The sequence below is a fragment of the Thermoleptolyngbya sp. M55_K2018_002 genome (assembly GCF_015295965.1).
In the GTDB taxonomy this organism is placed as follows: domain Bacteria; phylum Cyanobacteriota; class Cyanobacteriia; order Elainellales; family Elainellaceae; genus Thermoleptolyngbya; species Thermoleptolyngbya sichuanensis.
In genome coordinates this window covers 1-22,910 of the sequence record NZ_DVEA01000288.1, presented here as the reverse complement: position 1 = coordinate 22,910, position 22,910 = coordinate 1, and the positions used below count along the sequence as shown (strand labels likewise).

General features: G+C 55.3%; 20 protein-coding genes and 1 pseudogene. 13 read left to right on the top strand and 8 right to left on the bottom strand.

What is annotated here, in order from left to right:
* The 8 genes from IGS51_RS14945 to rpsJ all read left to right on the top strand — a co-directional run.
* Nucleotides 1-1,191, top strand: a 1,191-nt coding sequence (locus tag IGS51_RS14945) for a phosphodiester glycosidase family protein (RefSeq protein ID WP_297079385.1), incomplete at its 5' end; no start/stop codon positions are given.
* 531 nt (nt 1,192-1,722) lie between these two features.
* Nucleotides 1,723-2,082, top strand: a complete 360-nt coding sequence (locus IGS51_RS14940) for a cupin domain-containing protein (protein WP_225906850.1) — start codon at nt 1,723-1,725, stop codon at nt 2,080-2,082.
* A gap of 248 nt (nt 2,083-2,330) precedes the next feature.
* On the top strand, nt 2,331-2,663 hold the full coding sequence (locus tag IGS51_RS14935) for an iron-sulfur cluster assembly accessory protein (RefSeq protein ID WP_297079382.1): 333 nt from the start codon (nt 2,331-2,333) through the stop codon (nt 2,661-2,663).
* 117 nt (nt 2,664-2,780) lie between these two features.
* Complete coding sequence (gene rpsL / locus IGS51_RS14930; protein ID WP_068507464.1) at nt 2,781-3,167, top strand: 30S ribosomal protein S12; 387 nt, start codon at nt 2,781-2,783, stop codon at nt 3,165-3,167.
* Nucleotides 3,168-3,545: 378 nt separating this feature from the next.
* On the top strand, nt 3,546-4,016 hold the full coding sequence (gene rpsG, locus IGS51_RS14925) for a 30S ribosomal protein S7 (protein WP_172358196.1): 471 nt from the start codon (nt 3,546-3,548) through the stop codon (nt 4,014-4,016).
* Nucleotides 4,017-4,217: 201 nt separating this feature from the next.
* Nucleotides 4,218-6,338, top strand: a complete 2,121-nt coding sequence (fusA, locus tag IGS51_RS14920) for an elongation factor G (protein WP_297079379.1) — start codon at nt 4,218-4,220, stop codon at nt 6,336-6,338.
* 26 nt (nt 6,339-6,364) lie between these two features.
* Entirely contained in the window at nt 6,365-7,594 is a 1,230-nt protein-coding gene (tuf, locus tag IGS51_RS14915; protein ID WP_297079377.1) for an elongation factor Tu, read from the top strand.
* A 125-nt stretch (nt 7,595-7,719) separates the two neighbouring features.
* Nucleotides 7,720-8,037: a 30S ribosomal protein S10 gene (gene rpsJ, locus IGS51_RS14910; RefSeq protein WP_068507455.1), complete on the top strand. Its 318-nt coding sequence runs from the start codon at nt 7,720-7,722 to the stop codon at nt 8,035-8,037.
* A 192-nt stretch (nt 8,038-8,229) separates the two neighbouring features.
* On the opposite strand, the gene IGS51_RS14905 is transcribed toward rpsJ, so the two are convergent.
* The 5 genes from IGS51_RS14905 to IGS51_RS14885 form a co-directional block, all read right to left on the bottom strand.
* Nucleotides 8,230-9,003 (bottom strand): glucose 1-dehydrogenase, encoded by a 774-nt coding sequence (locus IGS51_RS14905; protein ID WP_297079374.1) that lies wholly within the window; start codon nt 9,001-9,003, stop codon nt 8,230-8,232.
* Nucleotides 9,004-9,059: 56 nt separating this feature from the next.
* Complete coding sequence (locus IGS51_RS14900) at nt 9,060-9,764, bottom strand: gamma-glutamyl-gamma-aminobutyrate hydrolase family protein (RefSeq protein ID WP_367279346.1); 705 nt, start codon at nt 9,762-9,764, stop codon at nt 9,060-9,062.
* Nucleotides 9,765-9,850: 86 nt separating this feature from the next.
* Entirely contained in the window at nt 9,851-11,773 is a 1,923-nt protein-coding gene (locus tag IGS51_RS14895; RefSeq protein ID WP_297079370.1) for an ATP-binding protein, read from the bottom strand.
* Between the two features lie 293 nt (nt 11,774-12,066).
* The gene (locus IGS51_RS14890) at nt 12,067-13,701 is read right to left on the bottom strand and encodes an ATP-dependent DNA ligase (protein WP_297079368.1); all 1,635 of its coding nucleotides are present in this window, start codon (nt 13,699-13,701) and stop codon (nt 12,067-12,069) included.
* 30 nt (nt 13,702-13,731) lie between these two features.
* Nucleotides 13,732-14,382, bottom strand: a complete 651-nt coding sequence (locus IGS51_RS14885; RefSeq protein WP_297079366.1) for an HAD-IA family hydrolase — start codon at nt 14,380-14,382, stop codon at nt 13,732-13,734.
* Nucleotides 14,383-14,701: 319 nt separating this feature from the next.
* On the opposite strand from IGS51_RS14885, the gene IGS51_RS14880 reads away from it, so the two are divergent.
* Both IGS51_RS14880 and IGS51_RS14875 read left to right on the top strand, forming a co-directional pair.
* Nucleotides 14,702-15,826, top strand: a complete 1,125-nt coding sequence (locus tag IGS51_RS14880) for a site-2 protease family protein (RefSeq protein WP_297079365.1) — start codon at nt 14,702-14,704, stop codon at nt 15,824-15,826.
* A 99-nt stretch (nt 15,827-15,925) separates the two neighbouring features.
* Entirely contained in the window at nt 15,926-16,915 is a 990-nt protein-coding gene (locus tag IGS51_RS14875; RefSeq protein ID WP_297079363.1) for a TIGR02281 family clan AA aspartic protease, read from the top strand.
* A 7-nt stretch (nt 16,916-16,922) separates the two neighbouring features.
* Here the strand turns inward: IGS51_RS14875 and IGS51_RS14870 are convergent, their stop codons facing one another.
* Complete coding sequence (locus IGS51_RS14870) at nt 16,923-17,315, bottom strand: SH3 domain-containing protein (RefSeq protein WP_297079361.1); 393 nt, start codon at nt 17,313-17,315, stop codon at nt 16,923-16,925.
* Nucleotides 17,316-17,659: 344 nt separating this feature from the next.
* The gene (gene hemL / locus IGS51_RS14865) at nt 17,660-18,961 is read right to left on the bottom strand and encodes a glutamate-1-semialdehyde 2,1-aminomutase (protein ID WP_297079359.1); all 1,302 of its coding nucleotides are present in this window, start codon (nt 18,959-18,961) and stop codon (nt 17,660-17,662) included.
* Nucleotides 18,962-19,109: 148 nt separating this feature from the next.
* On the opposite strand from hemL, the gene IGS51_RS14860 reads away from it, so the two are divergent.
* Both IGS51_RS14860 and IGS51_RS14855 read left to right on the top strand, forming a co-directional pair.
* The gene (locus tag IGS51_RS14860; protein WP_297079357.1) at nt 19,110-19,472 is read left to right on the top strand and encodes a cupin domain-containing protein; all 363 of its coding nucleotides are present in this window, start codon (nt 19,110-19,112) and stop codon (nt 19,470-19,472) included.
* A 199-nt stretch (nt 19,473-19,671) separates the two neighbouring features.
* Nucleotides 19,672-20,229 carry a glutathione S-transferase family protein gene (locus IGS51_RS14855; RefSeq protein WP_297079355.1) on the top strand — a complete coding sequence of 186 codons (558 nt, stop codon included), beginning with the start codon at nt 19,672-19,674 and terminating at the stop codon, nt 20,227-20,229.
* A gap of 30 nt (nt 20,230-20,259) precedes the next feature.
* Here IGS51_RS14855 and IGS51_RS14850 read toward each other — a convergent pair whose 3' ends face one another.
* Entirely contained in the window at nt 20,260-20,700 is a 441-nt protein-coding gene (locus IGS51_RS14850) for a VOC family protein (protein ID WP_172358182.1), read from the bottom strand.
* A gap of 389 nt (nt 20,701-21,089) precedes the next feature.
* Here IGS51_RS14850 and metG point away from each other — a divergent pair.
* A pseudogene (gene metG / locus IGS51_RS14845) lies at nt 21,090-22,700 on the top strand (methionine--tRNA ligase); the annotation flags it as partial.
* Nucleotides 22,701-22,910: the final 210 nt, after the last annotated feature.

Sequence of the window (22,910 nt, the reverse complement as noted above, 5' to 3'; positions counted from 1 at the left end):
ATTCGAGCCAACCTCTCGGCGCGGTTGCGTCCCCGCATTTCTATGCTGCCCAACCCGGCGCGGCTGGTGATTGACGTGCGTTCGGACTCGATGGTGGAGCGCACAATCTACTGGGCACCGGGCATCACTTGGCGACAGCAATACGTTGCGGTGGGCGCGGCCCGGTTTCCGGTTTACCTGCTAGAGCTAGATCTCCGCCAGCCGGGGCTATCCCTGCGCCCCATCTGGACTGATCCGGAGACGGCCGTAGGCACTGCGCCCCTGATCCGCACGGCCCAGCGCTGGCAGGTGGCAGCGGCGATCAATGCAGGGTTTTTTAACCGAAACAATCAGCTTCCATTGGGCGCGATTCGCACCGAAAATCGCTGGGTGTCTGGCCCGATTTTGGGACGGGGCGCGGTGGGCTGGTCTGGGGCGGGGGACTGGTTGATGAGCCGCCTGGTGTTGCGAGAGGCCGTGAGTCCGGTTGTGGCTGGGGCCGTGGGCGATCGCTTTCCCATCCTCTCGCTCAACAGCGGCCTAGTGGGAGCGGGCATCTGCCGTTATACCCGCGAGTGGGGCAGCACCTATACGCCCATCACCGATGGAGAGACGGTGGTGACCGTTCGCAATGATCAGGTGGTGGCTCGTCAAGTGGTGGCCAGCCCGGTTGCCAGCGCCCCCCTGCCGGGTGATTTCTCACCGCCTGCCGATCTGCCTAGACCGACGTTTCCAATCCCGACGGATGGCTATTTGCTGGTGTTGCGGGGCAACGATCTCCTGGTGAATGCCTTTGTCCCTGGCAGCAGCGTCCGCTACGAGGCGGCTACGCTACCCGCCGAATTTGACCGCTTTCCCAACATTCTGGGGGCTGGGCCGCTGCTGGTTCAAAATGGTCAAGTGGTTCTGGATGCTAGAGGAGAAGGGTTTTCGGACGCATTTATTCAGGAACTTGCGATCCGGAGTGCAATTGGCAGACGAGCAGAGGGCACTCTAATCTTGACCGCAGTCCATCCGCGAGTGGGTGGCCCTGGCCCGTCTCTGAGTGAGATGGCGCAGGTGATGCAGCGGCTTGGCTCTGTGGCCGCGCTCAACCTGGATGGCGGGAGTTCTAGCTCTCTCTATCTCGGCGGGCAGTTAATTAACCGCCCGGCCAACACGGCAGGTCGGGTTCACAATGCCATCGGTATATTCCTGCAAAACCCCCAATAAGTTGAAAAGAGCAAGTCAACAAGAGCCAGAATGCCTCGCCGTCTAATGGTTTGCCTGCACAGCTTTGCCTGCACAGATCAGCATTTTTGGGGATTTATTTTGCGGTGACATGCGCTTAGTTTAAAGATTGGGTGAAGTTTTACCGCTGTCGTTCAAGGGGTTGATAAATCCTGCCTGGTTGGTGGAATAGACACTGGTAACCCCCGGAGAATGTTGGTATGGTTTTGCACAGGTGGGCGATCGCTCTTGGCTTGGGTTCGGGCTTCCAGGCTTCGAGGCTTTATATATCTTCTGCAAGGATTCCTTTGGGCGATCGGGTCTGGCCTGCCTATCGTCCTGATGCACGTCCAAGGTTCTGAAGAATCTTCAGGCGGCCAGCTTTTGCAACGCCACTCTTGTTAATCCAGCTTTCAACGCGACTTTAGTTTCGAGCGATAGTTTCGAGCGATGTCATTTCTTAAGGAGTAAAAGACTGTGACTCAAGCAAAAGAAGTAGCGCCTTCTACCCTTCCCTCTTCACCTGCGTCCGCGCTGACGAAGGGCGTTGCAGCAACAGAACTGCGCCCCTGGGGATCGTTTACTGTGCTGGAAGAAGGTCGGGGCTACAAGATTAAGCGCATTGAGGTGAAGCCAGGACACCGCCTCAGCCTTCAGATGCACCATCACCGCAGCGAGCATTGGATTGTGGTGTCTGGCACTGCCCGCGTCACCTGTGCTGAACAAGAAACCCTCTTGTTTAGCAATCAGTCCACCTATGTCCCGCCCTGCACTGCCCACCGATTGGAAAATCCTGGCGTGATCCCGCTGGTGCTGATCGAGGTGCAGAACGGTGAATACCTGGGTGAAGACGACATTGTTCGCTATCAGGACGACTACGCCCGCACCCAATAGTTGCTGTGCTAAGTAGTTAATAGCATCCAACGATACCCAATAATCATTGCCAACCTGCTCAAAACGTTGAAGCAAGTTGGAGTTGTCAAAAGCCTGGAGTGGTCAGTGCGATCGCCCCAGGTTTTTGTTTTTGAAACCATCTGGTCAAATTCGCGCTAGTATAGACAACGCAGTGTTGCCTAGATGGCATCAGTGCGCCCGGTAACTTAGGTTTTGTTTTGTCTAAGCCTTGACGGTGCAGCAAGTCGATGGTGCAACTCAGTCCAGCCGCCGCCAGAGAAATTGAGCGGTTTCAAAGAACTCAGTCTGCTCCCACGGCGCTATTTCGGCTGGGAGTCCAGTCGGGTGGCTGCATGGGAACGATATACACCATCGGTTTGGCGGAAGTCTCCTCACCGGGCGATCGCATTTACGAGTCTGAGCAAATCCGAATTGTCGTCGATGCCCAGAGCCTTCCCTATGTGGAAGGGGTTTTGCTGGACTACTCAGAAGACTTGATGGGTGGGGCGTTTCGCTTTCAGAACCCAAGGGCGATCGCCACCTGTGAGTGCGGACACTCCTTTGTTGTGGCAGACGTGTAGTCCGTATGCGCCAATCTCTTGGCTCTCTCAGCCAGGTTTGACAGAACCTCGGAAAACTCGGTAAGATTGAAGACTGTGAAAACTTGACCCGTCTATCGGCAAAATACGCCAGAGTCCATGCCTACTATCCAACAACTCATTCGGAGCGAACGTCAGAAAGCAAGTTCAAAAACGAAGTCCCCGGCGCTCAAGAGCTGTCCCCAGCGCCGAGGGGTTTGCACTCGCGTCTATACAACAACCCCTAAGAAGCCCAATTCCGCCCTCCGAAAAGTGGCGCGGGTTCGCCTGACTTCTGGCTTTGAGGTGACTGCCTATATCCCTGGGATTGGCCACAATCTGCAAGAGCACTCGGTGGTGATGATTCGAGGAGGCCGGGTTAAGGATCTTCCGGGTGTCCGCTATCACATCATTCGCGGCACCCTGGACACAGCAGGTGTGAAGGATCGGAAGCAGGGTCGCTCGAAATACGGCGCGAAGCGTCCTAAGCCCGCGGCTGCTAAGTAGTGCTGCTTAGTAAGTAGTGCTGCTTAGTTTGGATCTAAGTTTTGAACTGGGCGATGCGCCAAATCTTCTCTCGGCTGCTTCTCGAAGCTTAAGTCTGCTTGAATCTGTTGATTTAGAATAGCGTCTGACGACTTAGCTCTATTCTTCTTTACATCGGCTACGTTAGAGCGTGTTAGGTTTTCGGAGTTTCGAGTCCGGTTCCCAGCACTTCGTATCCTGATGGGCTTACAGCCTCAAATTGTAGGTTGCCCAAGTGCCTGTTTGCCTGGCGCTTTTATTCAGGATTCTCTTCAGGTTTTGCCAGGTTTCTCTCAGTCGGTTTTATCTTTACTGTCCACTCTTCTTAAAGGTCTACAAAACACAAGGGCTACTAAAGTTATGTCTCGCCGTACCGTCATTCAAAAGCGTCCGGTTCCCCCAGACCCCAAGTACAATAGCCGCCTGGTTAGCATGATCGTTCGGCGAATCATGCGCTCAGGCAAGCGATCCCTGGCATATGGCATTGTCTATGACGCTTTTGATTTGATTCAAGAGCGAACTGGGTCTGATCCGCTCGAAACCTTCGAGCGGGCCGTGAAAAATGCAACTCCTCTGGTTGAGGTGAAGGCTCGTCGGGTGGGCGGTGCGACCTATCAGGTTCCGATGGAAGTGCGATCGGATCGCGGCACAGCTCTGGCCCTGCGCTGGCTGATTCAGTTTTCTCGCTCTCGTTCTGGTCGAACAATGGCTGGGAAGTTGGCAAACGAGTTGATGGATGCTGCAAATGAGACGGGCAGTTCAATTCGTAAGCGCGAAGAAACGCACAAAATGGCTGAAGCGAACAAAGCATTTGCCCATTATCGCTACTAAGCAATCTGCTGGAACTCCTCTGGTTTTCCACTGTAGGTAGGGACTTTTGTAGGTAGGGACTTTATCTTCTGAGGTGAGATCGCACCTTGTGATTTTCAAGGGGTGTGAACCGGGTGTGAAAGATAAAGTATAGAATCTTAACAGACGCATCACAGACGCAGTTATGCGAACACTTGGCGGCAAGCACTTAAGGAGGTAGCCGTGGCACGAAGTATCCCGCTAGAAAGAGTTAGAAACATTGGTATTGCAGCCCACATTGATGCGGGCAAAACTACCACAACCGAGCGTATCCTGTTCTACTCCGGTGTCGTCCACAAAATGGGCGAGGTTCATGAAGGAACCGCTGTCACCGACTGGATGGCTCAGGAGCGAGAACGCGGGATTACCATCACGGCAGCGGCTATCAGCACTGCTTGGACGCGCCGCGATCCGAAAGATCCCACCCAGCCGCTTGCTGGAGAGCCAGAGCATCGCATTAACATCATCGACACTCCCGGTCACGTAGACTTCACCATTGAGGTGGAACGCTCAATGCGTGTGCTAGATGGTGTGATTACGGTTCTGTGTTCGGTGGGAGGTGTACAGCCGCAGACCGAAACCGTTTGGCGGCAGGCCGATCGCTACAAAGTTCCCCGGATCGTCTTTGTTAACAAGATGGATCGCACGGGTGCGGATTTCTTCAAGGTTTATAACCAGGTGCGCGATCGCCTCCGGGCGAATGCCGTTCCGGCGCAGCTTCCCATCGGCAGTGAAGACAACCTGAAGGGGATTGTCGATCTGGTTCGGATGCGTGCCTATATCTATACCAACGACCTAGGTACAGACATCCAGGAAACAGAGATCCCTGAAGAAATTCGCGAACTGGCTGAAGAATATCGGGTCAAACTGGTTGAAGCAGCCGCCGAAACCGATGACGCGCTGACCGAAAAATACCTCGAAGGCGAAGAACTGACCGAAGACGAAATCCGGGCTGCCCTCCGCAAGGGCACGATTTCGGGTCAGATTGTCCCTATGTTCTGTGGTTCTGCTTTCAAGAACAAGGGTGTTCAACTGCTGCTGGATGCAGTGGTGGACTATCTGCCTTCTCCCCTGGAAGTTCCTCCTATTCAGGGCACTTTGCCTGACGGCAGCGTTGCGTCTCGTAATGCCGATGACGAAGAGCCTCTGGCTGCTCTGGCGTTCAAGATTATGGCTGATCCCTACGGCCGCCTGACCTTCATCCGGGTTTACTCCGGCGTGCTGACCAAGGGTAGCTACGTCTACAACGCAACAAAGGGCAAGAAGGAGCGGATTTCTCGTCTGATCGTTCTAAAGGCAGATGATCGCCAAGAAGTGGAAGAACTGCGGGCTGGCGACTTGGGTGCGGCTTTGGGTCTGAAGGATACCTTTACAGGCGACACGATCTGCGACGAGGCAAATCCAATTATTCTGGAATCTCTGTTTATTCCTGAGCCAGTGATCTCTGTCGCGGTGGAACCCAAAACCAAGCAGGACATGGAGAAGCTGTCTAAGGCGCTGCAAGCTTTGGCAGAAGAGGATCCCACCTTCCGGGTTCACGTCGATCCCGAAACGAACCAGACCGTGATTGCGGGCATGGGTGAGCTTCACCTGGATATTCTGGTGGATCGGATGAAGCGAGAATATAAGGTGGAAGCCAACGTTGGTGCGCCTCAGGTTGCCTACCGCGAGACGATCCGCAAGGCAGTTCGGGAAGAGGGCAAATTTGTCCGCCAGAGTGGTGGTAAAGGTCAGTATGGTCACGTTGTGATTGAAGTGGAGCCGGGTGAACCGGGTACTGGCTTTGAGTTTGTGTCCAAGATCGTCGGCGGTGCGGTTCCTAAGGAATACGTTGGGCCCGCTGAGCAGGGCATGAGAGAAGCCTGCGAATCTGGGATTCTGGCAGGTTATCCGGTGATTGACCTAAAGGTCACGCTGGTGGATGGGTCATACCACGAGGTGGACTCTTCAGAAATGGCATTTAAGATCGCTGGATCGATGGCGGTCAAGAATGCTGTGCTGAAAGCAGCGCCTGTCCTGTTGGAGCCTATGATGAAGGTTGAGGTTGAGGTTCCTGAAGATTTCATTGGGAGCGTCATTGGCGACCTCAACTCTCGTCGAGGCCAGATTGAGGGCCAGGACACCGAACAGGGTACTGCTAAGGTTACCTCTAAGGTGCCGCTAGCGGAAATGTTCGGTTATGCGACCGATATCCGGTCGAAAACCCAGGGTCGTGGCATATTCACGATGGAGTTTAGCCACTATGAGGAGGTGCCTCGCAACGTGGCTGAAACCATTATTGCCAAGAGCAAAGGGAACGCTTAACTCAGGAGAAAGGGACAAGTAAATTCATGGCACGCGCAAAATTTGAAAGAACCAAGCCTCACGTCAACATTGGTACGATTGGTCACGTGGATCACGGCAAAACGACTCTGACTGCCGCGATTACGATGACGCTGGCTGCTCTTGGGCAAGCTCAGGCTCGTAAGTATGACGAGATTGATGCTGCTCCTGAGGAAAAGGCTCGGGGCATCACGATCAACACGGCTCATGTGGAGTATGAGACTGAGAAGCGTCACTATGCTCACGTGGACTGCCCTGGACATGCTGACTACGTGAAGAACATGATCACGGGTGCGGCGCAGATGGACGGCGCTATCTTGGTGGTGGCTGCTACTGATGGTGCTATGCCTCAGACCAAGGAACACATTCTGCTGGCTCGCCAGGTGGGCGTTCCTAGCATTGTGGTGTTCCTGAATAAGGTTGACCAGCTGGATGACGAGGAACTGCTTGAGCTGGTGGAGTTGGAACTGCGTGAGCTGCTCAGTGAATACGAGTTTCCTGGTGACGATTTGCCCATTATTCGGGGTTCTGGTCTGATGGCGCTGGAAGCCATGATCAAAGATCCGAAGACTCAGCGGGGTCAAAACGAGTGGGTGGACAAGATTTACGAACTCATGGATGCTGTGGACGAATACATCCCGACTCCTGAGCGTGATATTGATAAACCCTTCTTGATGGCGGTGGAAGACGTGTTCACCATCACAGGTCGTGGCACTGTGGCAACCGGCCGGATTGAGCGTGGCAAGATCAAGGTCAACGAGGAAGTTGAGTTGGTGGGCCTGCGCGAAACTCGGAAGACCACGGTGACGGGCATCGAGATGTTCAAGAAGAGCCTGGATGAGGGTTTGGCTGGCGATAACGCAGGTCTGCTGCTCCGGGGTCTCAAGAAAGAAGACATCGAGCGTGGGATGGTGATCGCTAAGCCGGGTACGATCACGCCTCACACTGAGTTTGAGGGTGAGGTGTACGTGCTGACTGAGAAGGAAGGCGGCCGCAAAACGCCCTTCTTCGCGGGCTACAAGCCTCAGTTTTACGTGCGAACCACTGACGTGACGGGTACCATCAAAGCATTTACGGCTGATGATGGCAGCAATGCAGAGATGGTGATGCCGGGTGACCGTATTAAGGTGAACGTTGAACTGATCAACGCGATCGCCATTGAGCAGGGAATGCGTTTTGCGATCCGTGAAGGCGGCCGCACCATCGGTGCAGGCGTGGTCTCGAAGATCATCAAGTAGTTCCTTTTGAGCGCTACTCCGGCTTTTTCTGGATGTGAGGCCGGAGTAGTGCTTTTAGAGGGTCAATTTTTGATTCCTAGCCTTCGGTTACGTAACTCTGAACCTTGAAATTTGGATAGTTTTAGATGGCAACTCTTCAGCAGCAAAAAATTCGGATTCGCCTAAAGGCGTTTGACCGTCGTCTTTTGGATACCTCCTGCGAAAAAATTGTGGAAACGGCAAATCGCACGAACGCTACAGCGATTGGCCCTATTCCAATGCCCACCAAGCGGCGGATTTATTGCGTCCTGCGATCGCCCCACGTTGACAAAGACTCCCGCGAACACTTCGAGACCCGCACTCACCGCCGGATTATCGATATTTATCAGCCTTCCTCTAAGACAATTGACGCGCTGATGAAGCTAGATCTGCCAGCAGGTGTGGATATCGAGGTCAAGCTGTAAAGCGTGGCTCAAAGCCTCAGCACTGGACCTCCCCGTAGTAGCAGCCTTTTTTCTTGAATGAGCTGTGAAATATTTCTGGAGAGTGGCGTTTAGTAGCGCTTTCCAGAGATTTTTGCATTTGGGTTTTCTGAAGCGTGTCCTAGATTAAGCTTAGGGGCGCAAGGCAATGTGTTTTGCCGCCTGTCCCTATACCTATTCGGGGGTCACGTAGGCTGCTGTGATGCCGCCATCTACCGTGAAGGTCGCGCCGTTGACGAAGGACGATTCATCGCTCGCCAAGAAGAGGGCCGCCTGCGCCATTTCAACTGCCTTGGCAAAGCGTCCTGGGGGAATATGAACCAGGCGGCGCTGGCGACGGGCTGGATCTGCCAGTAGCTCTTGCAGCAGCGGCGTTTCTACCGGGCCGGGGCAGAGGGCGTTGGCGCGGATGTTTTGCCGGGCGAATTCGACGGAGATTTCTCGCGTCATCGACAACACGCCGCCCTTGCTGGCTGTGTAGGCGATTTGCGCGGTTGCTGCGCCCATCAGCGCCACAAACGATGCAGTGTTGATAATTGAGCCGCCGCCGGCCCGCAGCAGCGCTGGAATGCCGTACTTGCAGCCGAGAAACACGCCTTTGAGATTGATATCAATGGTCAGATCCCAGATGTCTTCTTCGGTTTCTAGCACGGAGCCGTCTGCCGCGTGAAAGATGCCTGCATTGTTAAACAGTACATTTAGCTTGCCGTAGGCTGCCTCAGCCGCCTCAATCATCGCCCTTGCGTCTGCCGCTTTGGAGACATCTGCCTGAATGGCGATCGCCTCTCCACCTGCTGCCTCAATTAGGCTAACCGTTTCCGTCGCCGTGGCCAGGTTTACATCACACACCGCCACCTGTGCGCCCTCTTTGGCAAAGAGAATCGCAGACTCACGCCCGATGCCGCTTCCGGCTCCAGTAATCAGGGCAACTTTATTTGATAAACGCATGTTTAGGATTTAGGGGTTAGGGGTTAAAAGGACAATACTGAGCAGTGCAACTAGGGTCATGGTTTGGCTCTGGCGGCTTCTACGAGCGACTGAAACAAGCGCTGGTGGTTGGGGTCGGCGGGCGACAGTTCTGGGTGCCACTGGACGGTGAACAGCCACGGATGGTGCTTGTGCTCCAGCGCTTCAATCAGTCCGTCGGCGGCCTGCGCCACGGGCTGCCAACAATCTGGCAGCGTTTTAATTGCCTGATGATGCCAGGAGACGACCGTGAGATGGGTCGTACCCAGCATTTGGGCCAGGCGGCTGCCGGGTCGCACCTGGGCGGGATGCTGTACCGGGCGACGGGGATGGTCGAGCCGGTGGGTGACCGACTCGCCATAAACATCCGGCACATGGGTAATCAGCGTGGCCCCACTGGCGACACTGATGACCTGCATTCCCCGGCAGATACCCAGCGTAGGCACATTCGCGGTCAAAGCTGCCTTTGCCAAAGCCAGCTCGAACTCGTCGCGCTCCTCGTCTACCAGGTAAATCGTGTGGTGCGGTTCGCCGCCATAGGCGCTGGGGTCGATATCGCCGCCGCCAGAAAAAATCAGCCCATCCAGGGTGTCTAACAGCGCGGTCGGGTCGGCTTGGACGGGCGGCAGCAGCACGGGAAACCCGCCCGCAAGCTGCACGGCATCGACGTAGGTGGCAGGCAGGGTAAACTCGCCTGCTTCGCTGCGGCTGTAGGTGGTGATTCCAATCAGGGGCGATCGCATTCGGTCAGGAAACGCACAGTGGGTAGACACACTTGATAGATATGGCAGATACGCTCTATCCGTCAATGCCGAGCCATCAGCATGGGCTAGATTGAGGAGGATTCTGGGGAGGATTTGGGCATCATAGCAAGCGGCAGCCTTACGGTAAACGTTGTTTTTTGAAATGGGGTCGATTGACAGGTCAGAGTGCCCCCGTGACGCTGCTCGACGATTTGACGGCAAATGGCCAGCCCCAGCCCAGTGCCCTTGCCCGTGGGCTTGGTGGTAAAAAACGGCTCAAACAGGCGGGCCTGTCGTTCGGGCGAGATGCCAGGGCCGTTGTCAGAAATATCAATCTGCACGTCGGTGTCGTTGGCTAAACTCACCTGCATCCAAATGGTGGGACAAAAATCATTTGTTGGACTGCTGTGTTTAGAATAGGTGACTTGTTTAGAATGGATGCCCTCTTCAAGCGCATCAATCGCGTTCACCAGCAGATTCATAAACACCTGATTGAGCAGTCCTGGATAGCACTCGATTTCAGGAATTGCCTGATATTCTTTGATTAATTGAATCGGCGGGCGATCGCGCTTTGGCTTGAATCGATGACCGAGAATAACCAGGGTATTTTCTAGTTCTTGAACCAGATTTGTAGCCCGCCGAACAGACTCGTCCATGCGAGAAAAGTTGCGAAGCTGCTGAGTGATTTCTAAAGCGCGATCGCCCCCCATTTTCATAGAGTGAATCAGCTTCGGCAGGTCTTCTGCAATAAAGTCTAAATCGACGCGGGCGATCGCCTGCTGAATCTCTGCTGCTGGCTCTGGATAGTGTTTCTGATAAAGTCGCAGAATGCTGAGCAAGTCTTCAGTTTGGGCGCTGGCATGGTTGAGGTTCCCCACGACGAAATTGAGGGGATTATTTACCTCATGGGCGACACCTGCCACCATTTGACCCAGCGTGGCCATCTTATCAGTCTGAATCAGGCTATGGGTGGCGACGGCGATCTCTGAGCGGGGCTTGACGATAAACACCTTCCAGTAGACTTTGGGAACTTGAAACAGCGAGGCGATCGCCATTTCTTGCAGCAGTTCATCTTGCTCTAGCTCAAACTTTTGCTGAAGATAATCCGTGCGATCGCTGCTATTTGATATCGTCAAAATCGTCGCCAACCGCTGCTCATCTTCAGCGCTGATTTCTTTACTTTCGGCACTCAGCATGGGCATCGCTGCATCTGGCAAAGTAGGCAGACTTTGAAGCGGTTGAAAAGTCTGTGCATCTGCCAGTTGCGCTGCCTTGAGGAGAGGCAAGAAGAGCGGTTTTTTCTCGACCATTTCCTGCAAGGTGATAAACGTTTCGACGGCTTTTCCGCTGGCGTGAGTCTGCGTTTTTTTCACCCAATCTGGCTTGGGAAAGGCGATAAACTGATTGCCATAATCCAGCACGATAATGTAACCGCCTGTCTTTTTCTGCCACAGATTGACGGTCTCTTGCAGCCCTTCTAGCTTTAGATCAACCGTCACCACGCCTAAAAAAGCGCCCTGGCGATAGGCCGGGGCAGTGCAGGTAATCATCAGTTCGCCAGAGTGGGGGTCCATGTAGGCCTTGCTCCAGACGCACTGCCCAGGCTTGGCATACTTTCCTGAGACGTACCATGCTTCCTGGTGATAGCCCACCTCGCACTGGTTATAGTCATCGAAAAACTGGAGCCGCCCATCGGCATCACGTCCCCAAAAGAAGCTCTGGCGCTCGCGATCGGCCGCGAAAGCATACGGCTCGAACCAGACCCCACCACCGGCGATCGCCCCGTCATTTTGAAAATTCAACAGCGGCGGGATCACCTGCTGTATCAGGGATTCTACGGTCGGTAGCGTTTCTGCCATCGTGGACATCGCGCGGGCTAGCGCCTCAATTTCACGAACTCGCGCATACAAATTCAGCACAAAGGCATTACCGATCTGGTCGGTAACTTGGGAGGATTCTCTCAAAAAGGTGCTGGCCGCAGTTCGCTCCGGAGGTTGTAGAAGAGCCATTCCAAATAAGCGTTGTAAGCGTTGATGGGTCGGATTGTTTACTCGAGTCTCGCAGCACCCCAATTTTGTTGAAATTTTGCCCAAAGGCTTATTGTAGGACTGCCTTCGTTGAAGTATCGTGTCTAATGTAACTGCTCAGCAAAATGTGCTGCCTGCGCCCCGAACGCCAAAGTCTAATGGACTGCGCCTTCTAACCTCTCAGCATGGCAAATCTTCAGCGAGTTGTCCAAGTGAAAATTCGGAGGAGATGTAAGGGGTTTATGAACTGAATCTGGGTTTCTGTACTGATTCCCTTACCGCTCTAGCAGCTTAAATGCGGCTTCTAGCGTGTCGGCTTCGGCGGCGGGCTTGTCGGTGCGCCAGCGCAGGATGCGGGGAAAGCGGACGGCAATGCCCGATTTGTGGCGAGTGGAGCGGAGGATGCCTTCAAAGCCAATCTCGAACACCTGCACGGGTTCGACCGATCGCACGGGGCCAAACTTTTCGATCGTGTGCTTGCGAATCCACTTATCGAGGGCTTCGATTTCGGCGTTGTCCAACCCAGAATAGGCTTTCGCAAAGGAAACCAGCGTTCCCTCGTGCCACAGGGCAAAGGTGTAGTCGGTAAACAGGTTTGCCCGCTTGCCGCTGCCTGCTTGGGCGTAGATCAGCACCGCATCCAGCGTCATAGGTTCTACTTTATATTTCCACCAGTAGCCGCGCTTTCGTCCAACCAGGTAGGGGCTGTTCACCGACTTCAGCACCAATCCCTCTGCACCACATTCGCGAGAGCGTTCCCGGAGCGATCGCAGTTCATCCATTGAACTGAACGTTAGGCTGCGGGATGGCGTGACAAAAGTTGGATCAGCAGCTTGCAAGACAGATTCTAATAGCGTGCGGCGATCGCCCAGTTCTTTGTCGCGAATGTCTTCGCCATTGCATTCCAGCAGGTCGTAGGCGATGAAGTGAACCGGGTTCTCCTGCATTATCTTTTGCGTGACGCGCTTTCGTCCCAGCCGCTTTTGTAAATGGTTGAAGCCAAGGGGCTGACCATCCGCCCAGCACAGGATTTCACCGTCGAACACCAATCCGTCGGGTAGCGTTAGAAAATAGGATGCCAGTTCAGGAAACTGATCGGTGACTAAATCTTCGCCGCGTGACCAGATAAAGACCTGCCCTGCACGGCGGATAATTTGCGCCCGGATGCCGTCCCATTTCCACTCGGCCCACCAGCCCGAAAAGTCTTCCGTGGCAAATCGATCTTCTTCTAGCGGCGATGCCAGGAAAAACGGATAGGGGCGCGTCGGCGAACTGAGCGCTTCTGCGGCTTCAATCTGCGTCAGGTGTTGAAAAAACTCGACTGTCGGCTCAAAGTCGCCCATCAGCCGATGCGCCATCACGGGTTCGGGAATGTTGAACTCCTGGGCGATCGCCCGAATCACCAGCTTCTCGGACATGCCCATGCGAAATGCGCCCGTCAGCACCTTGTTCAGCACAAACACGCCCGTCGGATTCAGGGCTGCCCACCACGACACTACCAGGTCTTTTAGGTCTTCTTCCGACTCGACCTGCTTTGCCAGGGGAATGATCTCCTCCATCCACAGGTGCAGCGGCAGGTTTTCAGCCGTCTGGGCCGCAGATGTCGTTGGTGTCGCTAATTGCAGGGTGGCGTGGCGTTGCATCAGCAGCGCAATCACCTCAGCCGAGTCGCCGACCTGCGCGTAGCAGTCTTCAAACAGCCATTCGGGAATGTCGGAAATTTGTAGGAAAATATCCCGCAGCACCCGCGAGGTGATCAGCCGCTTGCGCGTTTTGCCCAGCAGCAGGTACAGCGCCCAGACAGAATTTGCGGCATTTTCTTCGCGCAGATATCGCCGCAGCGCAGCAACCTTGGCGTTGGTCGAGGTCGTCGCGTCAATTTCCTGAAATAGCTGGGTAAACCGCTGCATCGGGAGGGTCTGCGCTGGGGAGGGTCAGGGTCATGGCGTTCGGGATTGAGCTTCGATCTGGGCGATCGCCGTCACCAGTTCTCCCGGCTCATGAACCAGGGCATCGGGGTTGCAGGCGGCCAGCGCAGCAGTGGAATTGAAGCCCCAGCCCACGGCAATGACTGGAATGGCGATCGCCTGGGCCGCTTCAATATCCCGCGTCTCGTCGCCCACGTAGACTATCGAAGCGGGATCAAGCTGACGCTGGCGAGCAATGCGGCGGATGCTGCGCCCTTTGCCAAACAGCGCGACACCCGGCTGAATGTAGTCAAACAGTCCTTCCATTTGATGATTTCGCAAAAAAGCGACGACGTTATCGGCTGTGTTGGACGTAACAATGCCCAGGCGATGTCCCTGCTGCCGGAGCTGCACCAGCGCTGCCTGAATTCCGGCGATGGGCTGGAGATGGTTAATTTCCTGGCTCATTTCCAACTTTAGGCGGCGCAGCAGCAGCGGCAGCCGAAACATTGGGATATTGGATTGGCGAATAATCTCTCGCGAACTCATGTTTTGCAGTCGTTTGATCTCGCTGGGGCTGGCGGGTTCGTAGCCAAATTCGCGGGCGAGTCGATTGGTAATTTGCAGCACCGCATCGAAGGAATCTGCAATGGTGCCATCGAAGTCAAACAGGATGGTTTTCACAAGAGCCGAATCGGGAGGGGTGGATATTACCGCCTGAGATGGGTGAATGGTCGGGCAATTTGTCGCTAGGATCGGAAGAAACCGGGATGGATTAGAAGTTTAAGCAAAAGCTTGGGCAAATCTGAGCGCGATCTGCGTGAGCTTAACAGCAACTTAAACTAGAAACTGAACCTTCATCATAAGCTGCGGGGTGAGCGATCGCCCGATGGCAAGGTTAAATCTCTAGAGAGTCAAAACTTTAGAGAGTCAAACAGAGAGGCAAAACCGCAGATTCATAAGCCCTCATTAACTAGGCCTTCATTACATACGGTGATGCACGATGGAAAATAACCTGCGAGTCGGCAGTCTTTTTGGCATTCCTTTTTATATCAACCCGTCCTGGTTTTTGGTGCTGGCGCTGGTGACCTGGAATGACGGAAGCTGGTTGAGCTATCAGTTTCCCCAACTGGGGCCGCTGGCGTGGGGGCTGGGGCTGGTGACGGCGCTCCTGCTGTTTGCGTCAGTGCTGGCCCATGAATTGGGGCATAGCTGGGTGGCGCTGCGCCAGGGCACGGAGGTAAAATCCATCACGCTGTTTATCTTTGGCGGGCTGGCTAGCCTGGGCGAAGAGTCGAAAACGCCGGGTGAGTCGTTTCGCGTGGCGATCGCCGGGCCCCTGGTGAGCCTGTTTCTGTTTGGCGTGCTGCACGCCATCGGCAGCTTCAGCGGTATTACTGGGCCGCTGGCGGCGATGGTGGCGCTGCTGTCCTATGTGAACCTGGCTCTGGCCATTTTCAACATGATTCCGGGGCTGCCGCTGGATGGGGGAAACGTGCTGAAGGCGATTGTCTGGAAGATTACGGGCAAACCCTATCGGGGTCTGGCCTTTGCCAGCCGCGTTGGTCAGGTGTTCGGCTGGCTGGGGATTGGGCTGGGGCTGGCGGCGACGCTGGGGCTGACGAATATTGGCAGCGTGTGGACGCTGCTGGTGGGCTTCTTCCTGCTGCAAAATGCGGGGCGATCGGCGCAGGCAGCCAGCGTGCAAGAACTCATGAGCGGCTTGACCGCTGCCGATGCAGTCATTCCCAATAGCCCGATTGTGCCGGCCCAAAGCTCTCTGCGCGAGTTTGCAAACAATCACATCATCGGCAATCCGGTGAGTTGGAAAAAATATCTGGTCACGGATGAAGCGGGTAAGCTGGCAGGCGAAATCTGGGTGGATGATATGAAGCAAGTGCCCACCAACGACTGGTGGGATGTGTCGGTGCAGTCGCTGGTGAAGGCTGCTGAAGGAGTTCAGACAGTGCCCGCGACCGCGCCGCTGCTGGAAGTCATCGACCTGCTGAGCGAGCAGGTTCCCGCGCTGGCGGTGGTGAAACCGGAAGATGGCTCGGTGCTGGGTCTGCTAGAAAAGTCATCGATTTTGATGGCGCTTCAAAAGAAATCTGAAGCTCAGCCTGCCTAATTTGGGGATGATTGAGATAAGGGGTTCGGGAGTGCCTTGCAGAGATGCCCTGTAGAGATGCCTTGCAGAGATATTTTGCAGTACATGGGTCGTAGCACCATGCAGAAATTTCATCTTTCGCCCCAGCACCGTTCCCAATCCTTTCGGCAACGACTTGGATTGATGGGTTGGGGATTGGCTGTAGCCGCATTGAGTGCAGGCTGTGCTTCCATCGCGGGGAACTCGGTGGAGCCTGCTCCCAGTCCAGAACCCGTGGCGATCGCCCCTCCTATCCCTGTGCCCGCTGCATCCCCCGCTCCTGCCGCCCAGCCCCCTGTTGATCCCTATCCCCAGGCGCTAGAGCAGGCGGCTAGTGCAGTGAATATCAGCCAGGCGGCCCAGTCGCAGGATGATTGGCGGCTGGCGGTGAGCCGGTGGCAGCAGGCGATCCAACTGATGCAGCAGGTTCCTACCACCAGCCCCAACCACGCCAGCGCCCAGAGCAAACTGGGAGACTATCGCCGCAATTTGGCGATCGCCCAGCAACAGGCCAGCCGTGGCCCCGGAGCCGATGCCAGCGTGATTTTCAGCGCCCCCCCGTCGCCCCGATCGACGGGTAGCAGCAATTCCTCGCCCGCCTTGGCTCAAAATCCGGTGAGCAATTCGCCCAACTCGCCCAGCGCTAGCCAAGCCCCTGAACCCCAGACCAGTGCGGCGATCGCCGATTCGCCTCCGGCCTCCGCCAGCTTCCGCACCCCGATTGTGCGCCGCGCCGGGGGAACGCCCGTGATCCGCGTGACGTTCAACGGCGGGCCGACGTTTGAGATGATCCTGGATACGGGAGCCAGCGGCACGCTAATCACGCAGCGCATGGCGGCGGCCCTGAACCTGCGCCCGACTGGTACAGCCACGGCTAATACCGCCAATGCCCGAAACGTCACGTTTCCCACCAGCACCATCGACTCGATGGAGGCAGGCGGCCTGGTGGCGCGGAACGTGTCAGTGGCGATCGCCGGCCCAGACCTTACCATCGGCCTCCTGGGCCACGACTTTTTCGGCAACCACGATGTCGTCATCCGCCAGGATGAAGTCGAATTCCGCGCCCGATAGTGGCACTTTAGAGATTGTCGAGGGGGACGGGAATCAGGTCAACGAAATCACTCCTGACCCAGCCGACAATCCCCGAACGAGTCAAGCGTACTTTGAACCAGCAAGAACCATCTGGAGCTACTCCCCAATCCAATAGCTGATCAATTTCATCTCCAATACGACCCTGATGCCTTACTAGATGGTGGGTTCCAGCACCAGCACGAACGTTTATACGAGAACCAAGATCGCGGCCAGTTAGAAAGCCGCCTGTACTTCCTGTTGGTGGCAAAAAGCTCACACATCTCTCTTCTGCTGCTTGTTCGTCAGACAAATCTGCATTTGCAGCTTTTGGTGCTAAAGGCATAGAAGGAAGCAGGGTAGAAAGCAGCAGACTGGATGCGACCAAGAAAGTGTGTTTCATAGCTCGACGTTATGCTTCATCACATCCCTTCCAACCTATGCGGATGGACAGCAGGCCGGTAGCGTTGGACTACGGAAATGATTGCGGAGGGTAAAGCATGGGGTCGAGGATCTACGGAAAAGCCTGAGCCTCAGGGTTTTGGGGAGTTCTGGAGGGCAACAGGTGGACGCTTCATGGACTATCCATTGAACCAGTTGCTTAACCAGTTGCTTAAATCATAGCCACTGCAAATAATCAGGGGCGATGCTTCGAGTCAAGGCTTGGTCGGAACTTTCCGAGCGACCCCGCCCCAAGTCATCGCCCCTGCGTGAGGAACGTGTTGCTGCGTAAACTGCGACCGAAGGCTAGAGCGAAGCCATCACCGTGCGGGCAGCCTGAATCGTCTGGTCGATGTCTTCGTCGGAATGGGCTAGAGACGTAAAGCCAGCCTCGAACTGCGACGGAGCCAGGTATACGCCCTGCTCCAGCATTCCCCGGTGGAAGCGACCAAACTTTTGCAGGTCAGACTTTTTGGCATCTTCGTAGTTATGCACGGGGCCAGCGGTAAAGAAGAAGCCAAACATGGCGCTGATGGAACCACCGCAGGCCGCGTGTCCCGTGTCTTTTGCTGCCTGAAGCATGCCGTCGGACAGTTTCTTGGTGATGCGCTCCAGGTATTCGTAGGTGCCCGGACGCTGAAGCAGTTCCAGCGTCTTGATGCCCGCTGTCATGGCTAGCGGGTTGCCCGACAGCGTGCCCGCCTGATACATCGGGCCGGCCGGGGCGACCATTTGCATGATGTCGCGCCGTCCGCCGTATGCGCCCACAGGCAGCCCGCCGCCGATGACTTTGCCCAGGGTGGTCAGGTCGGGCGTAATGCCGAACTTCTGCTGTGCGCCGCCGTAGGAAATGCGGAAGCCCGTCATCACTTCGTCAAAGGTCAGCAGTGCGCCGTGTTCGCGGGTAATTTCCCGCAGCCCCGCCAAAAAGCCTGCGTCTGGGGGAATGAAGCCTGCGTTGCCAACGACGGGTTCCAAAATTACTCCGGCGATTTCACCCGGATTTTCGGCAAACAGGGCTTTCACGGCTTCTAGATCGTTAAACGGAGCGGTGAGTGTATTTGCAGTGGTGGACTTGGGCACGCCGGGCGAGTCGGGCAGACCCAGCGTGGCCACACCGGAACCTGCTTTTACCAGGAACATATCGGCGTGTCCGTGATAGCAGCCCTCGAACTTGATCACCTTTTCGCGGCCGGTGAAGGCTCGCATCAGCCGCAGCACGGCCATGCAGGCTTCGGTGCCAGAGTTGACAAAGCGTACCATTTCGATGCTGGGCACCGCGTCAATCACCATTTCGGCTAGCACGTTTTCCAGGTAGCAGGGTGCGCCAAAGCTGGTGCCCTTTTCGGCGGCTTCCTGGATGGCTTTGATGACTTCAGGATGGGCATGACCGCAGATGGCTGGCCCCCAGGTGCCGATGTAGTCGATGTAGCGGTTGCCGTCTACGTCCCACATATAGGCATCTTTAACACGATCGATCACGAGGGGTTGACCGCCGACGGACTTAAAGGCGCGAACTGGCGAATTTACCCCGCCGGGCATGAGCTTTTGGGCAGCGGCAAAGATTTCTTCTGAACGGGTTGTTTTTAAGCTGGTCGTACTGGTCAAGGGTTTCTCCTGTGTATCGTTATGGACGGATGTTGTAGGGGATTGCGCCGGTTGGCTTGAGGAGGAGGGGCGTTTGGCGCACTGCACATTTCATTATCCTACGTGGTGGAGTAGGGTTAAAGTTCAAGACAGGCGTTGGGGTGATGAGATGCTGGTTCGGAAGCTGATGAGCTGTGAGGCGTTTATCGCGGGCGATCGCACGTTGCTGCGAGAACTGCTGCATCCCGACAAGCAGCCCATCGACCTGCGCTATAGCCTGGCCCACGCCACCGTTGCCCCCGGCAATACCTCCACGCCCCACGCGCTGCGAACTTCGGAGGTGTATTACATCCTCAGCGGCGTGGGGGAAATGCACATTGGCGACGAGGTGCAGCGAGTCGAACCGGGCGATGCGGTCTATATTCCGCCAAATGCGCGGCAGTTTATTCGCAATGTCGGCTCGGAGGCACTGGTGTTTCTCTGTATTGTCGATCCGGCCTGGCGGGTTGAAGACGAGATCGTGTTTGAGTAATTGTTTGAGTGATATAGCGCTGCCCGGTTTTGCTGCTCAGTTTTTATATTGCCCGGCCTTTATACCGTCCAGCATTTACACTGCCCAGCCTTTATACAATATTGCCAGTTGCCAGAAGTCTTCAGTCCGTGGTTATCGGTCTTGGAGACACGCTACGCCTAACTGAATTGCGCTGAAATTACGTCTATCGGTGAACTCTATGGCTTTGAAACTCTATGGCGGGGCCCGCAGCCGCGCTTCGATTGTCAAGTGGTATTTGGAAGAGTTGGGGCTGCCCTACGAGTTTGTGCAGCTAAATATGCAGGCCGGGGAGCATCGCCAGCCGGCCTATCTTGCCATCAACCCCTTTGGCAAAGTGCCTGCGATTGTGGAGGATGGCTTTGTGCTGTGGGAGTCGGGCGCGATTTTGCTCTATCTGTTCGATCGGCACGATACCGGGCTGACGGCAGAGCAGCGGGCCTGGGTGGCGCAGTGGGTGCTGTTTGCCAATTCCACGCTCAGCACGGGGCTGTTTGTGGAAACGGTGCGCGATGCCGAAACGCCGCGCCTGCTCAGCGGGTTGGAGAGCCAGCTTGCTACGCGGGAGTGGCTAGTGGGCGATCGCCTCACGGCCGCCGACATTGCCGTGGGATCGATCCTGGGCTACGCCACGCTGATGCTGAAGCAGGACTATGCCGACTATCCGGCGATCGCTGCTTATCTCAAGCGTTTGGGCGATCGCCCTCCATTCCAGCGCACGATTATGGGGCGGGGGTAGTGCCGCTGTTGGCCCTGATCCTGCCGATCCCTACTGCGGGTCGCAGCGGATTTCGACCATAAATCCGTCTGGGTCATAGCAATAAATTCCGCGACCCGTTGGGCGAGAGACAGGGCCGTGGTCGATGGGCACTCCATTGTCGCGCAGCACAGCGACCGCTTCATCAAACAACTCTGGCGCAATGTCAAAGGCCAGGTGATTTGCGCGGGTAAACTGTCGCTGAGGATCGGGGTTGGGCGGCGATAAATCGGGTTCATAAAACAGGTCGATTACCGTGCCGTCTGGTGTAACGAAGTTCGCTACTTTGCCTGCCGCCACTAGGTCGATCAGCGTAGCCGGAATGTCGCTGCCTTGCAGTTCGCGGAGTCCTAAAATCGTGCCGTAGAAGTGTCGGGATGCCTCCATGCTGTGAACATTTAATGCGACATGATGAACTCGTCGGAGCGCAGAGGGAGGCAGGGTTTTGGACATAGCGGTTGCTCAAGGTCTTCAGGACGACTTTTTCTCAAAATAGCGTTCCTGGGCGCTTTTGTGGATTAAGACCATCTCTTGCTAAAACGTTTCAAGGGTTTCCAGCGCCGCTACTGGCCTTAACACAGACCGCGCAAAAAATGAATTCAAAGTGCTAGCCTATTAATAGGTTATAGAATTGTAAAGCTTTGATGCAATGCGTTTAGCCGTGTTTCATCAATAATCAATTTCGCAACAATTCCGGTTTTCTGTGCCGCCTTGTTAGAGGACGGTTTAGATTATTACAATCACCATCTCCTCGAACCGTGATCCTGACGAACGGCTGAACCATGAATTGAGTTGGTCATAAAGGTGTTGAGTCGGGCCGCGGTTTCTGGAAATTCGGATTTTTTCTATACATGACCTCTTTTTCTAAAGAAAAAAACAAATTTGTTGTTACTACGCCGATCTACTACGTAAACGACCTGCCCCATATTGGGAGCGCCTACACTACGATCGCCGCAGATGTCCTGGCGCGGTTCCATCGTCTAAAGGGCGACTCGGTGCTGATGGTGACGGGCACGGATGAGCATGGTCAGAAAATCCAGCGGACGGCTGAGGCGTTGGGGCGATCGCCCCAGGCTCATTGCGACGAAATTGCTGCCGGGTTCGCTGCGCTCTGGGAACGGTTCAACATCCAGTACGACCGCTTTATCCGCACCACTGCCCCCCGACATGAGGCGATCGTCAAAGAGTTTTTTCAGCGGGTGTGGGATGCGGACGATATTTATCTGGGGCAGCAGCAGGGCTGGTACTGCGTCTCCTGCGAAGAGTTCAAAGAAGAGCGCGATCTGCTGCCGGAGAAGCATTGTCCGCTGCATCCCAATAAACAGGTCGAGTGGCGCGACGAAAAGAACTATTTTTTCCGCCTGTCAAAATATCAGGATGCGCTGGAAAGGCTCTACGAATCTCAGCCCGACTTTATTCAGCCCGAAAGCCGCCGCAATGAGGTGCTGAGCTTTGTCAGCCAGGGATTACAGGATTTCTCCATTTCTCGCGTCAACCTGGCGTGGGGCATTCCGCTGCCGGTTGATCCCGACCACACCATCTACGTCTGGTTTGACGCGCTGCTGAACTATGTGACGGCCTCGGTCGAGCCAGACCAAGAGCCGACGCTGGCAAATGCGGTGTGGTGGCCCGCCAGCCTGCATCTAATTGGTAAAGATATCCTGCGGTTTCATGCGGTCTATTGGCCAGCCATGCTGATGTCCGCAGGATTGCCCCTGCCAGAGCGAGTATTCGGGCACGGCTTCTTGACCAAAGATGGTCAAAAAATGAGCAAGAGTCTCGGTAATATCATCGATCCGTTTGATTTGGTTCAGCGCTACAATTCCGATGCGATTCGCTACTATTTCCTCAAAGAAATTGAGTTTGGTCGCGATGGCGATTTCAGCGAAACTCGGTTTGTCAATATCCTGAATGCTGACCTGGCAAACGATTTGGGCAACCTGCTGAACCGTGTTTTGAAGCTTGCCCATAAGAACTGTGGGGGGAGGGTTCCGGGAGGAGGGGGCGATCGCCCGCTGCTCGACGAGTCCTTTGAAGCAATTGGAAAAGACCTGGGGGAAACCGTCACTCAAGCTTACGAAACCCTGGCCTTTGACCAAGCCTGTAATGCGGTGCTGTCTGTCGTGCGTGCCAGCAACAAGTACGTAGACGAGCAGGCACCCTGGACGCTTTTCAAGCAGGGCAATCAATCTGCCGCTGAGCGGGTCATCTACACCGTTCTTGAAACGGTTCGACTCTCTGCCTATTTGCTGTCGCCTATCGTGCCCGACTTGAGTAGCCGAATTTATCAGCAGTTGGGCTACGCGGTGGACTTTAACCAACTGGATGAGGCGTTCATCGCGGCTTCGATCCCATTTTCGGCTCACACCCGCTGGGGCACTCTGCCGTCGGGACAGTCGCTCGCTGCGCCGCAGCCCGTGTTTCAGCGTCTAGAGCTTCCGATAGCCTCCTAATAGCTTCCTGAAGACCGTTGACTCGATTCAATTCGCTCGGTTCGATCTGTCCGGTTCGATCTGTCCGATTCAAATTGCCCGATTCAAATTGCCCGATTTAGGTTGCCCGATTTAAGCTGTCCGACTCAAACTGCCCGGTTTAAGCTGCCTGGTTCAACCTGATTCAAATTCAAATCTTGTCCGATGCAATTTTGATTGACGTTGTGCTTT